The sequence below is a fragment of the Streptomyces sp. NPDC051104 genome (assembly GCF_040682835.1).
In the GTDB taxonomy this organism is placed as follows: Bacteria; Actinomycetota; Actinomycetes; order Streptomycetales; family Streptomycetaceae; genus Streptomyces; species Streptomyces cynarae.
Genome location: NZ_JBFBBS010000039.1, coordinates 23,397 through 35,986, shown reverse-complemented (window position 1 = coordinate 35,986; position 12,590 = coordinate 23,397). Strand labels below are relative to the sequence as shown.

Sequence of the window (12,590 nt, the reverse complement as noted above, 5' to 3'; positions counted from 1 at the left end):
AGGTCGAGCTGTGCCCTTCTTCGGCGGCGCTCAGCGGCTGGCGGCGGCTTCGATGTCGGCGATGAGCCGGTGGATGCGCCGTGCGTGTGCGAAGTCGGGAACCTTGTGGGTGCCCTTGGCCAGGTCTTCGGCAAACGCCGTGTACACGGCGGCGACGTTGCGTGGGGGTCCGGGGGGTACGGCAGCCAGATCGGCGTCCAGGTAAGTGGGCACCGTCAGGGGGCTCACCTCGGTGGCGGTCCCGTTGCCTCCGGCGAGGGTCAGCTCGGTGCTCTGGATGTTGCCGTCGGCGGATGTACTGGTCAGCAGGAGGTCGCCCAAGGTGCCGTTGATCTCCCAGCGCAGGCCGCCCGCGCGGGACCGGCCGCCGCGGTAGAAGACGGACGCGACGGCGCCAGAGCGCAGGGCCGCGGTCACCGCGACCTGGTCGGGCGCGGTGACCGGCACGGTGGTGTTCTCCTCGGCGATCAGGACCTCGGGGCGTCCGACGGTGAGGGTTGCGGTGACGCGGTCGATGTCGCCGAGGACGTAGGTGAGCGCGTCCAGGGCGTGCGCGGTGGACACCGACAGCGTGGTGACGCCGTTGGTGACGTCGTACAGGAAGGCGTACTTTCGGCTGGTCACGGCGTCCCAGCCCATGGCGGACCCGGTCAGGGTGGTCGCCAGTACCCGCCCGGCGTAGCCCTCGGTGACCAGCTCGCGCAGGCGCCGTACGGCCGGGGCGAATCTGGCCTGCAATCCGATGGCGGTCCGCACGCCGGCCGCGGCGGCCAGCTCGGCGAGGTGTGTGGCTTCTTCGAGGTTCACGCCGAGCGGCCATTCGCTGTAGACCATCTTTCCGGCGGCGAGCGCCTGCGCCGCGAGGTCGTGGTGCTGGGGGACCTTCACCGCCACCACCACCAGGTCGACGTCCGGGTGGTCGATCAGTGCCCGAGCATCGTCGAACGCGTCGACGCCCCAGGCCGCCGCGGCGGCGTCCGCCGAGGCGCGCCGGCTGGTGGCCACGGCGCGTAGGCGGTAGCCGGGCAGGGCCCGCAACGCGGGGATGTCCGCGGTGACCGCCCAGCTCGGCGTGGTCGGGCTGGCGCCGATGATCCCCACTCCGATCTCTTTCACCGCAGCTCCCTTCCTGGTACCTGACAAGCATCCTGGTATCTGATGCATACCGGTACTACGATCATTGGACCGGCCGTCGAAGCCGGCAAGAAGGCAGTTGGAAGTGCCCTGGTATCACCGGAGGAACCGATGGCAGCCACCGTGGACGAGTCGGCGCACTGGCACACGGCCGCGGAGCGGGCGGCCTTCGTGCGCGACATCCTCGACCGCATTGGCGACAAATGGTCGGTCATCGTCATCTGCCGCCTCGGGAAGGGGCCTCATCGTTTCAACGAGCTGCGCCGGACCAGTGACGGAATCACCCAGCGCATGCTCAGTTCCACCCTGCGCGCTCTGGAACGCGACGGCATCGTCACCCGTACCGTCCACCCCACCGTTCCGCCCCGCGTCGAGTACGCCCTCACCGAGACCGGCCGCACGCTGCTCGACGTCGTGAAGGCCCTCGCCCGCTGGACCGACCAGCACGTGGACGTGATCCGGGCCGCCCGCGCGGACTACGACCAGCGAACGCACGCCACAGCCTGACGCCAGACGCGGTCGAGCCCCATCCACGGCGTTGATCGACCGCGACGCGATCAGCATGCCCGGAGCGCGGGTCAGCTGGATCTCGGGAGGCCGTTGAGCAGGCGACCCATGGAAGGGGCCGGATGGTCTCCTGTGGCCGACAGGCCCCTCGCGCCGGAGGACGGCCCGTCAAAGGTGCCTTCGGCGTCGCTCATGTGATGCGCGGCGTGCAGCCTGGACCGCGGCCACCACGACCCTGGCGCCGGCCGGCTATCGGGCGGACCTTCCCTTGTGGCGCCCGACCGCAGTCAGCGCGGGTCCGCCCGGGGCATCAAGCTGAGCAACTCTGAGGAAAGACCCAGCACCTGGTGGGGAGAGTCAGGGCTCTGGCCGCGATTCCGTGAACAATCTTGGCGCCGCGGCAGGCTGACCCCCAATCGGTCTCGCCTCTCGATCGCGCTGCCGCAGCGGCACGTTCTCTGCCCCGGGCCAACGGCTCGAAGTTTCGCCCGTGACGGCGTGCGGTGCAGGCACCCTGATGCCTTGCGGTCCCGGAGCGGCAACATGGGCAAGCGCCAATTACCGATGAGGCCCTTGCCTTCGGCAGGATGGGCAGCATGACCGAGATCCGTACCCCCCGCCTCCTTCTCCGCCGCTGGCATGACGACGACCTCGCGCCGATGGCGGACATCAACGCGGACCCGCGGGTCATGCACTGGATCGACGACGGATCGGTGCGCGACCTGGACCACACGGTGGAGTCCATCGAGAGGTGGGAGGAAGAGTGGGACGAGGAGGGCTTCGGCCTCTTCGCCGTCGAGCTGCTGGCCTCGGGTGAACTGGCCGGCTTCACGGGTCTGTCCGTGCCCGAGTTTCTGCCGGAGGTGCTGCCCGCCGTGGCGATCAGCTGGCGGCTCGGCTCACAGTTCTGGGGTCAGGGATACGCGTCCGAAGCCGCCCAGGCCACCCTGGAGTTCGCGCTCCAGGACCGTGGCCTCGACCGCGTCATCAGCATCAACCGGGTGGGTAACGACGCCTCCGAGAACGTCATCCGCAAGCTCGGCATGGTGCCGGAACGCGAGACGGCACACCCGGTATACGGTTACCCGCTGCGTGTGTACACCATCGATCTCACCGAGTTCCAGGCTTGAACCGGCCGAGCCATCGGGACCACCGTGAGATCGCCGACGGCCGTCCATACCCGAGGAACGTGCCGCCGGGCGCGGGCGCGCCGTGTCGGCATGAGCCTGCGGTGTCGGCGACCCCGGGAGAGAGCGTGCTGGTAGGGAACTGTCGGCGAGCGTCCTGCCCGACGCCCTGGTCGACGGTGTGAACCAGTGTCGAGCAACAGCGGGCGCAGCCAGTGGACGTGGAACACGCCTGCGTGGCAGCATGTGGGCCGTCAGGTGCTCCATACCTGGCAGAGGCTGTCCCGCATCAGCGGGCTCATAGATCTCCCTGCCGGCAGGTAAGGGGGTCCCCTTTCGAAGGAGACTCCTGTGCCTGCCGTTTCTCATTGCACCCAGCCGGCACCGTGGCCGCACTATCAGCACGCGGTCGTGGACATCGCCTTTCCCGCGCACCGTATCCGCGTCGTACCGGGCCCCGGACACCTCGAAGCGGGGCGTGCGTTCCCGCTCGATGGCGCGCACACGATCCACATCGTCACCGCCTTCAACCCGGGCGGTCGCCTGGCCACCGCGCACGCCAACCTCCGGGCGCAGCACGAGTTGCTCCAGCTCCTCGGCCTGCGCGGGCTGCGGTGGTGGCCGGCTGTCGGAGGCGACCTGGCCGACATGCATGCCGAAATCAGCGCAGCCGTGGTGGGCTTGGACGACGCCGAGGCCCGGGCACTAGGCCGAAGCTACGGCCAGGACGCGGTGTTCGCGTGGTCACCGACTTCTTGGCGACTCCTGGCCTGCGCCGACGCGGCCCACGACACGGTCATCACCGACTGGCACGCCACCCTCCTGATGCCGCCAACCCACCGGCCAGTCCCATTGTCGGCCGCGTAACACCCGACGATCAGCCACGCACCCACACCACGACCTGCATCCCACGTGAAGTGCTGCTCATCCCGGGGGAGAACTGAGCCGGATGCGCGTTCTGGTACACCGCCGGCTTGAGGAAGCTGACTGCCATCGTGCTGCCGGCATCCACCGCCTTCCAGAAGTCACCTGATCGCGGCGGGTGTTCGGCCCAGCCTGAGTGTCGACGTGGTCAGCGGGGTCGGCGGCAGTCGGTTCGCCGAGAGGCGGGCACTCTGGAGGCGGAGCGCGGCCGGCAGAACCACCTGGCCCTGACGCGCGGCGAGTGGCCCGATGAACTGGCGCTGCCCACCCGGGGCGTGGTGCGGATGGCGACCCTGGGATGCCCGCACCCTCGGCATGGAGGCACGGACACGGTTCGCTCGCCCCCGGCAATCCCCTCCTCGATCTCTTGGCAATCCTCGAAAGGCGCGGTCTTCACGGCCGATGCCCGGTGCGGGCTGGAGAAGGTCCGGCCCGCACCGGGCATCGAAGGAGGGGCGAGCACGTCCGGCCTCGGCACCCTCTGCTGCGCGTTACTGCGCCTGAGGCTTCGGTTACCGTGCCAGTGGCGGGGTGCTGAGCGGCGGCTTCCGGGTGTTCGAGGCCTTCTCGTAGGCGTAGGCAAGCGAGAGGAGCAGGGGCTCGTCGAATTCACGCCCGAGCAGCTCCGCGCCCACCGGCACGCCGATCGGGGCGGTGGAGGTGGGGGTCGAGAATCCGCCGGGGAAGCAGACGGCCGGGAAGCCGGTGCCGTTTGACAGGGTGCCGTTGCGCTCAGGCTGCGGCACTCCGACCGGAGAGACCAGCACCTTCTGCAGCGGATACAGGATCGCCTGGATGTCCAGCTCGGCCATCTTGGCCGACACCGCCAGCCGAAGCTTCTCGCGGTTGACGAAGTGGTCCTTGTAGGTCGGGTTGTTCAGGCCGTCGACGATGGCCAGTTCCTGCTCCATCGCCGCCTGGGCCTCGGGCGTCGCCGTCTTGGAGGCGACCAGCTGGTCGAAGGTGTGCACCGGGGCGTCGGGGCCGAGTGTCGCGAAGTACGCGTCCATGGCCGTGTGCGCTTCCCAGGTGGAGGTCACCACGATGTTCTGGAGGGTGTCGTACTCCGGCAGGCTGAACCGGACGATGGTCGCGCCCTGCGCCTGCATCGTGGAGATGACCTCCTCCATCACGCGGTTGACCTCCTCGTGGCGCGCCTCGGTGCCGAACAGATTGGTCATCACGCCGATGCGCGCACCGCGAAGAGCGTGGCGGTCCAGGTGTTCCGTGTAGCTGTGCGGAGGACGGCCGACGCCGTACCCCGTGACGGGGTCGGTCGGGTCGAAGCCCGCCATGACGTCGAGCATCCGGGCCGCGTCCTCCACCGTGCGGGTGATGGGACCCAGCTCGTCCTGGGTGATGCTGGCCGGAATGACGCCGCTGCGGCTGATCAGGCCCCTGGTGCAGCGCACTCCGACGAGGCTGTTGGCGGAGGCGGGGGACCGGACCGACTGGCCCGTGTCACTTCCGGTGCCCAGGACCGCGAAGTTCGAGGCGATCGCCGCTCCGGTCCCACCGCTGGAGCCGCCCGGGGTGCGGGTGAGGTCGTAGGGGTTGAGGACCTGGCCGCCCAGCGAGCTGAGGGAGTTGCCGCCGCGGGCGAACTCCTGAAGGTTGGCCTTGGCGAGGATGATGGCCCCCGCCTTGCGCATCTTGGCGACGGTGAACGCGTCGGTCGGCGGCACGGATGTACGCATCGCCGTGTTGCCGCCCGTGGTCGGCATGTCGTGGGTGTCGTAGTTGTCCTTGAGGATCACCGGGATGCCGTGCAGCGGGCCGATCAGGCCGGAACGCCGGTACTGGCGGTCGAGTTCGTCGGCGATCTCCAGGGCACGCGGGTTGACGGTGATGAGCGCCTTCAGGGTCGGGCCCTGCTTGTCGTACGCGGCGATCCGGTCGAGGTACTGCTGCACCAGCTGGCGGCACGTCAGCCGGCCACGGCGGTAGGCGTCGTGGATGTCGGCGACGGTGGCCTCGATCAGCTCGAAGCCGCCCGTGCCGGACGGCGACCCGGACGTACCGGCCGCGGCCTTCGACGCGGCGGGCGCCTGCGCGGCGGCCGGGCCCGCGGTCTCGCCGACGATACTCAGCGCGCCGACGGCGCCCACGGCGCCGATGAAGCCACGCCTGTTCAGATTGCTGTGCTCGCTCACGCGTTCACTGGTCCTCTCTGGTACCGCCGTTCGCGGCGGCAGGGAATGTGCATGGTTCGGGTCCTCGGCGGCGAGCGCCGCGGACGGCTGGGGACGGGACGACCGTCAGGGCCTCGGCGGAGTCCGATGCCCCCGCGATGCCGGCGGGTGGGTCGCGCCGGCATCGGAGGGGGCCGGTGTTCGTTCCGCACTCCTACTTGCGGTGCCGCGCGGGGAAGTGCGCCTTCTCGATGACGCCGTGCACGCCGACGGTGCGGTCCACGACCTGGGACACCTCGAAGTCGGCGGCCGCCGACAGATACGCGTACGCCACGGCCCGGTCCATGCCGAGGTCGTGCTGGAGGAAGTCCAGCGCGTTGACCACCGCGCGCCGCATGGCGATGTTCAGGTCGTTGACCTGGCCGTTCAGGCTGCCGTCGGGATCCGACAGGCCCACGGCCACCCAGGCGTCCTGGGTCTCGGCGAAGGGGTAGTTGAACGCGACGGACGGGGCGTCACCGGAGCCCTGCCGGCACGTGGTGAGGCGGAACGTCGTGCGCAGGGAACCCTCCATGGCCGTGAGGGCCACTTCGCCGTTGCCCATGGCCAGATGCGGGTCGCCGGTGTAGAACAGCGCGCCTTCGGAGAAGACCGGGAGGTAGAGGGTCGAGCCCTGCTGGAGGCGGTTGATGTCGATGTTGCCGCCGCCGAGGGTCGGCGGGATCGAGTTGAGCGCCGGTGCCGTCAGATCGTTCTCGGAGGTGAAGGCGACGCCCATCATGCCCATGTGAGGCTTGAGTGGGAAGGCGACTTCACCCGAAGTGCCAAAGGGCATCACGCCGTTGGCGGCGCCTGCGTCACCGCGGCGGACCGGTGTGAAGACCGAGACATTGCCGTAGTGCGTGGGGTCACCCGTGGACCGGCCGTCCGTCGCCACCGGAGGCATGACCTCGTCGAGCGTGATCCCCACCGGGGCAGAGCCGCCGGCCTGGCGGGCGAGGGCGCCCTTTCCATGGCGGCTCGACACTACGCCGTAGGGCACCCGCGGCAGCAGCGAGAGAATCTCGATCTTCAGTACGTCACCGGGCCGCGCCCCCTCGACGTGGATCGGGCCGGTGACCACGTGGGGGCCGTCGACGTCGAAATTCCGGTCCGTGCGGTTGTAGTCGCGGGCGATGGCGACCGCGTCGTCCAGCACCTGATCGGCCGGCACGCCGTGGCTCTTGAAATAGGCGGCGGGGTCGCGTCCCTGGTCCTCCAGAAGGCCCTCGTGGGAGACCGTGTCGACGGTCACCGACTCACCGGATCGCATCCGCAGCACCGGCTGACTGCCGACCGAGGGCACATACCCCCAGCGGACCTGCTCCGGAAGGGACGGCACGTAGTGCTTGCCGTGGATGGGGCCCCTGCCGGGCTGGAGGATCTCCTTCGGAAGCGCGGCCGTCGGCTGCGCCGCCTGCGCCGTGCCGCTCGACAACAGGGTCGCCGCGGTGCCCGCCGTGGTCACGGCGGTGGCGGCGCGGAGGAAACCGCGGCGCCCGAGGCCGGAGATGAGCAGCTCCCGGGCGTCGCCCGGGTCCATGGCGGAGGTGTTCATACGGGTACTCCAGAGTTCGTGTCGTCGGATCGGGTCTGCCGTCGGTCGGATCGGGGCCCGGCATGGCCGGGAACACGACACAGCGCTGTGGCGGGGAAGCACCCGAACTGAACCGGTGAAAGGGAGACTTGCCGGGGGAAATCGCGCTGTTCTGTGGCGGGGCGCAGCGGTTGAGAGATGGGCCAGGCCTGGGCAGACCCGTCAGGTCCGGCATGCGCTGGGGCAGGCCCCGGGGCCGAAGGTCAGGCTTGGTCGGTGGAGGGCGCGCTGTCGTCGCGCGAGCGCCGGATGAGCTGGTCGACGTCGGCGAGGTGACGGATCATGGCGCGGGCTGCCCCGGCCGGGTCACGGGCCTCGATCGCGTCACGGATCGCCTGGTGGCCGGCCAGCGATGCCCGGCGCCCTTCCGGTGTGCTGTGGGAATCCTTGCGCACCGGGGTGGTCCATGAACTGACCATCGTGGTGAGGGCGGTGAGCAGCGGGTTGTGGCTCGCCCTGGCCAGCGTCAGGTGGAACTGGATGTCGAGCTCGAGCGACTTGGCACCCAAGAGGTTCTCGTCCGTGGCGTGCAGGATGTCGTCCATCTGCAGCAGGTCGGCGCTGGTGGCGCGCAGTGCCGCGAATTCGGCGATCTTCGGTTCGATGACCGTCCGCAGCTCGGCCACGTTCGCCAGTTCCCGGTCGGCCTCGGCCAACTCGGCCAGATTCGTGTAGAGATCGTCGACCTGGGTGGGCGGGGCCAGCACCACGGTGCCACGACCCGGCCGGCGCTCGATGAGGTGCTTGGCCTCCAGCTGGTGCAGGGCCTCCCGCAGGGAGGTCCGCGAGACGGACAGCGACTCGGCAAGTTCGCGCTCCGACGGCAGCCTGTCGCCCGGGGCGATTTCGCCCAGCGCGATCATCTGTTCCAGATGTGCGGCCAGGGCGTCACTGACGCTGTGAGCACGGGTCCGCAGCGGCGGTACTTTCGCCACTCCCATGCCCTTTACCTCCTTGCCGAGTGTGCAGCCAGCGTACCGTGTCCGATCACCTCGGGCCTGGGCTTCAGCTCGCGGCCGGGGCCGGCTCCGACAGTCTTCCTCGATCATGTCCATGCGCCGAAGTCGCTCTTGCGGATCAGACAGTGGACGCCCTTGACGTCGTCCACCACCTGGCTCACGACGAAGTCCGCGGCGGCACTCAGATAGGCGTACCCGATGTCCGTCGGCACCTCGTACAGATCGGCGAGCACCCGCAGGGCCTCGCGGACCGCCTCGCGGAACGCCTCGTTGAGGTCGCGGTGCAGCCCGAGCGCGATCCAGTGCTCCGGCGTCTCACCGAAGGGCCGGCTCAGCAACCCCAGCAGAGCGCGGCTCTGCGCCGCCGGCAGCACCGTCGCGCGCAGGGTCGCGCGCAGCGGGGCCTCCAGCGCGGTCAGCGCGACTTCGCCGTGCCCCTGGGCATAGTGCGGGTCTCCGACGTAGAGCCCGGCCTCGTCCACCTGCACCGGCAGATAGAGGCTGGTGCCGGCGACGAAATCCTTGACGTCCATGTTCCCGCCGAACGGGCCGGGGGGTACCGAGTTGAGCGGAGTGGCGCCGGTGTTCGTCACCCCGACGAGCCCGAGGAACGGTGCGAGGGGGAAGCGCAGTTCCCTGCCTCCCGGCACCGCGATGCTGCCCGTCAGTTCCGCCGAGGCCCGGCAGAACGTGGAGACGGAGCCCGCTTTCTCCGGGTGGCCCGGATCGGGCACGAAGCCGGGGTGCGGCAGGTGGGGGAGTTCCCCGGCCAGGGCGCCGTACCCATGCCTGCTGGAGATGACGCCGTACGGGGCGCGGGGCACAAGTTCGAGGAAGTCGACCCGCAGTACGTCGCCGGGTCTCGCCCCGCTGACCGCGATGGGTCCGGTGGTGACGTGCGGTCCGTCGCCGGCGGCGTCGCGGACGGGGTGTCCGGCGGCGATGTCGACGGCGTCGCGCAGCACGTCCCCGGGGCCGATCCCGAACTGGCCGAAGAAGGCCACGGGGTCCCTGCCCTGGTCTTCCATGATGCCCTCGTGGGACACGGTGTCCACGGTGATCGTCTCCCCGGAGCCGATCCGGGCGACCGGTGCGGCCCCCTCGGCGGGAAGCCATCCCCAGGTGACCGTGTCGCTGGTCGACGCCAGGTAGTGGTGGCCGGGAAGGGGCCCCTCGTGGGGCTGAAGGAGGGGCAGGCTCATGAGTGGTTCCTCTGCGGTATGCCGGCGATGAGGTCGATCTCGATGGCGGCACCCACAGCGAGACCGGTGACGCCGACGCAGGTACGGCTCGGCAGGGGGCCTTCGAACCAGGTTTCGTAGGCCGTGTTGAAGGCGTCGAAGTCGGCGAAGTCGGTCAGATAGACCCGGACCATCAGCACGTCGTCGAGAGTGAGGCCGAACTGTCGGAGTACGGCCTCCAGATTGCGGCGCACCTGCTCCGCCTGGGCGAGCACGCCGCCTTCCACCAACCGGTCGGTGGCCGGGTCGGTGGGCATCTGGCCTGTGACGAAGAGCATCGGCCCGAAGCGGGTCGCGTGCGCGAAGGGGCCCACCTGCGGGGGCACCCCGTCCTCGGGTGAGAAGACGAAGGTCTCCTTCACCGCTGGGGCGTCGGCCGGGACCGTCATGCCACCCCTCCCATGGTCTGCGCGCCCATGACCCGCAGGAACCGCGCGGTCGCCGGATGCCTGGGACGTGTGAGGAGCTCATCGGCGGGCCCCTCTTCGGTCACGGAGCCGTCGCTCATGAACACCACCCGGTCGGCCACCTCCTGGGCGAAGCGGAGCTGGTGGGTGGCGATGAGCATGGTCAGACCGTCCTCGCGGGCGAGCCGGCGGATCACCTCGAGTACTTCGTGGACGAGTTCCGGGTCGAGGGCCGACGTCGGCTCGTCGAGCAGCAGGACCCGGGGACCGGGCGCGAGTGCGCGGGCGATGGCGACCCGCTGCTGCTGCCCTCCCGAGAGGTGCCTCGGCAGCGCTCCCGCCCGGTGGGCGAGACCGACCCTTTCGAGCAGCTCGGCCGCCCTGCGTTCCGCCTCGTCGGCGGGCAGCCGGTGCACCCACCGCAGGGGTCCCGCCACGTTCTCGAGGGCGGTGAGGTGGCTGAAGAGATTGAAGTGCTGGAAGACCATGCCCACCCCGACTTCCGCGCGGGCGTTCGCGATCTTCGCGGGGGAGAGCGGTTTGTCGTCGTCGCGGTAGCCGATGCGGCGCCCTCCGATCAGGACCGCTCCGGAGTTCGCCTCCTCCAGGTGGTTGATGCTGCGCAGCAGGGTGCTCTTTCCGGATCCGCTCGGACCGAGCAGGGCCACGACCTCGCCGGTACGCACGGTCATGTCGAGCCCGTCGAGGACGATGTGTTCTCCGTACGACTTGTGCAGGGAGCGGACCTCGACCGCGGCCGGGGCACCGTCGAGGGCGGCCACCCGGGCTTCCCGCTCCCACGGCTCGGGCGGCGCCGGAGGTTCCCATGGCTGGTCGTCGGCGACGGCTTCCTTCACCGCTGCGGCCACCGGTGCGGGCGCGGCGGCGGGCCGGCGGACCGGCAGCAGCCGTTGCGCCCACGACCGGGAGGCGGGGCGGTCCAGATCGAGGGCGCGCTCGGCCACCAGCTGGATGGCGCTGATGCCGCCGGTGAGGACGAGGTACATCACGCCGGACGCGAAGAAGACGGAGAAGAAGTCGAAGGTGGACGAGGCGAGTTGGGTGCTGCGCAGGGTGAGTTCCTGGACGGCGATGAACGAGGCGAGCGAGGAGTTCTTCAGCGTCGTGACGGCTTCGTTGCCGAGAGCCGGGACCATCAGGCGTATCGCCTGCGGAGCGACGACCCTCCTCATGATCACGAGCGGTGTCATGCCGAGCGCCTGCCCGGCGACGACCTGGCCCTTGTCCACCCCGAGCACGCCGGACCGGAACACCTCCGCGATGAAGGTGGCCTCGTTGGCCGCGAGCGCGAGCCCGGCCGCCATCAGAGGGCTGAGGGTCAGACCTGCGTGCGGCAGGGCGTCGTAGGCGAAGACCAGCTGGAGGATCAGCGGGGTGCCCCGGAAGATGATCGTGTATCCGCGTGCCACCGCGGACAGCGAACGGTGCCGGGACAGCTGCATGCTCGCCAGTACGAAGCCCAGTACCAGACCGCCGAGCAGCCCCAGCGCGGTCAGCTCCAGGGTGATGAGGATTCCCTGCAGCAGATACGGCAGTTCGAGGTAGTGGAGGAACTGGGACATCAGCCGGTCACCAGCCGCGGAGCCTCCAGAGTGCCCGTCTCCAGCGACCACTTCTTGAGCAGCTTGGTCTGGGTGCCGTCCTTCTGGATCTCCACGAGAGCGGCCTTGATGGCGTCCCGGAACTGGGTCTTGTCCTTCGGCACGGCGATACCGATGGAGTAGGGCAGCGTCACGGCGGTCGCCTTGCCCAGCTCGTTCGGGTGCGCCTTGACCGCCTGCGTCACCGTGTTCACGTCGTTGATGTAGGTGTCGGCGCGGCCGGCGAGGATCGCCTGGATGCACTGGGCGTTGTTGTCGTACAGCTGGACCTGAGGAGCCGGGCGACCTGCTGCCTTGCACGCGCCGGCCAGGTCCTGGACCAGCGGCACCTCTACGAACCCGGTGTTGAGCGCGGCGGTCGACCCGCACAGCGAGGTGTTGATGCCTGTGAGCTTCTTCGGGTTGCCCTTCTTCACCAGCACCCCGTCGTAGACCTTCGAGTAGGTCACGAAGTCCGCGGCCTTTGCACGGTCCTTGGTGGCGTAGATGTCGGAGATCACGAGGTCGGCCTGGCCGCTCTGCAGCGTGGGCAACAGAGCAGGAAAGGCCACCGGCTTGTAGTTCAGCTTGAAGCCCAGACACTGGCCCAGAGCGGTGCCGAGATCGATGTCGAACCCTACGTATCTGCTCGGATCATTGGGATCGAGCGCCTCGTAGCCGGGAGTGTGCGGGTTGATCGCGTTGGTGAACGTCTTGCCCGTGAGATCCGGATGGGCGGACTGCATCTGCTTGCAGGCCGGCGAAACCGTGGTGGCCGAGGCCGCGGCGTTCGACGTCGACCCGGCGCCGCAGGCCGTCAGGAGGGCGACGGAGGCGGCGGACGCCGCGGCTATCGGCAGAAGGGCGCGCATGGAGGCATTCCTCTCGTTCGCGAGGAGGGGAGAAGGGGCTGGTCGGATGG

At 69.6% G+C, this 12,590-nt stretch carries 11 protein-coding genes and 1 pseudogene; 3 read left to right on the top strand and 9 right to left on the bottom strand.

From position 1 onward, the window contains the following. Positions 1-30: 30 nt before the first annotated feature. Positions 31-1,116 carry a Gfo/Idh/MocA family oxidoreductase gene (locus AB0N14_RS32845; RefSeq protein WP_366029348.1) on the bottom strand — a complete coding sequence of 362 codons (1,086 nt, stop codon included), beginning with the start codon at positions 1,114-1,116 and terminating at the stop codon, positions 31-33. A 129-nt stretch (positions 1,117-1,245) separates the two neighbouring features. On the opposite strand from AB0N14_RS32845, the gene AB0N14_RS32840 reads away from it, so the two are divergent. The 3 genes from AB0N14_RS32840 (at position 1,246) to AB0N14_RS32830 (ending at position 3,635) form a co-directional block, all read left to right on the top strand. Next, positions 1,246-1,641 carry a helix-turn-helix domain-containing protein gene (locus AB0N14_RS32840; RefSeq protein ID WP_366029347.1) on the top strand — a complete coding sequence of 132 codons (396 nt, stop codon included), beginning with the start codon at positions 1,246-1,248 and terminating at the stop codon, positions 1,639-1,641. Positions 1,642-2,237: 596 nt separating this feature from the next. Further along, positions 2,238-2,771 (top strand): GNAT family N-acetyltransferase, encoded by a 534-nt coding sequence (locus tag AB0N14_RS32835; RefSeq protein ID WP_366029346.1) that lies wholly within the window; start codon positions 2,238-2,240, stop codon positions 2,769-2,771. Positions 2,772-3,119: 348 nt separating this feature from the next. After that, positions 3,120-3,635 carry a DUF3293 domain-containing protein gene (locus AB0N14_RS32830; protein ID WP_366029345.1) on the top strand — a complete coding sequence of 172 codons (516 nt, stop codon included), beginning with the start codon at positions 3,120-3,122 and terminating at the stop codon, positions 3,633-3,635. A 569-nt stretch (positions 3,636-4,204) separates the two neighbouring features. On the opposite strand, the gene AB0N14_RS32825 is transcribed toward AB0N14_RS32830, so the two are convergent. From AB0N14_RS32825 to AB0N14_RS32790, 8 genes and pseudogenes are all read right to left on the bottom strand, one after another. Continuing rightward, positions 4,205-5,845 carry an amidase family protein gene (locus tag AB0N14_RS32825; RefSeq protein WP_366029344.1) on the bottom strand — a complete coding sequence of 547 codons (1,641 nt, stop codon included), beginning with the start codon at positions 5,843-5,845 and terminating at the stop codon, positions 4,205-4,207. 193 nt (positions 5,846-6,038) lie between these two features. Continuing rightward, entirely contained in the window at positions 6,039-7,421 is a 1,383-nt protein-coding gene (locus AB0N14_RS32820) for an acetamidase/formamidase family protein (RefSeq protein ID WP_366029343.1), read from the bottom strand. A 242-nt stretch (positions 7,422-7,663) separates the two neighbouring features. Further along, positions 7,664-8,401: a FadR/GntR family transcriptional regulator gene (locus AB0N14_RS32815; protein ID WP_366029342.1), complete on the bottom strand. Its 738-nt coding sequence runs from the start codon at positions 8,399-8,401 to the stop codon at positions 7,664-7,666. A 104-nt stretch (positions 8,402-8,505) separates the two neighbouring features. Next, a complete protein-coding gene (locus AB0N14_RS32810) occupies positions 8,506-9,621 on the bottom strand; it encodes an acetamidase/formamidase family protein (RefSeq protein ID WP_366029341.1) in 1,116 nt (371 codons plus the stop codon). Then, positions 9,618-10,049, bottom strand: coding sequence for a RidA family protein (locus tag AB0N14_RS32805; protein ID WP_366029340.1), 432 nt, complete (start codon positions 10,047-10,049; stop codon positions 9,618-9,620). The genes AB0N14_RS32810 and AB0N14_RS32805 overlap by 4 nt, the downstream gene beginning before the upstream one ends. After that, positions 10,046-10,849, bottom strand: a complete 804-nt coding sequence (locus tag AB0N14_RS32800; protein WP_366029369.1) for an amino acid ABC transporter ATP-binding protein — start codon at positions 10,847-10,849, stop codon at positions 10,046-10,048. Before AB0N14_RS32800 ends, AB0N14_RS32805 begins: the two co-directional genes overlap by 4 nt. A 189-nt stretch (positions 10,850-11,038) precedes the next feature. Next, positions 11,039-11,650 (bottom strand): annotated as a pseudogene (locus AB0N14_RS32795) (amino acid ABC transporter permease); the annotation flags it as partial. Then, positions 11,650-12,540, bottom strand: a complete 891-nt coding sequence (locus AB0N14_RS32790) for an ABC transporter substrate-binding protein (RefSeq protein WP_366029339.1) — start codon at positions 12,538-12,540, stop codon at positions 11,650-11,652. The gene AB0N14_RS32790 and the pseudogene AB0N14_RS32795, both read right to left, overlap by 1 nt. Positions 12,541-12,590 lie beyond the last annotated feature (50 nt).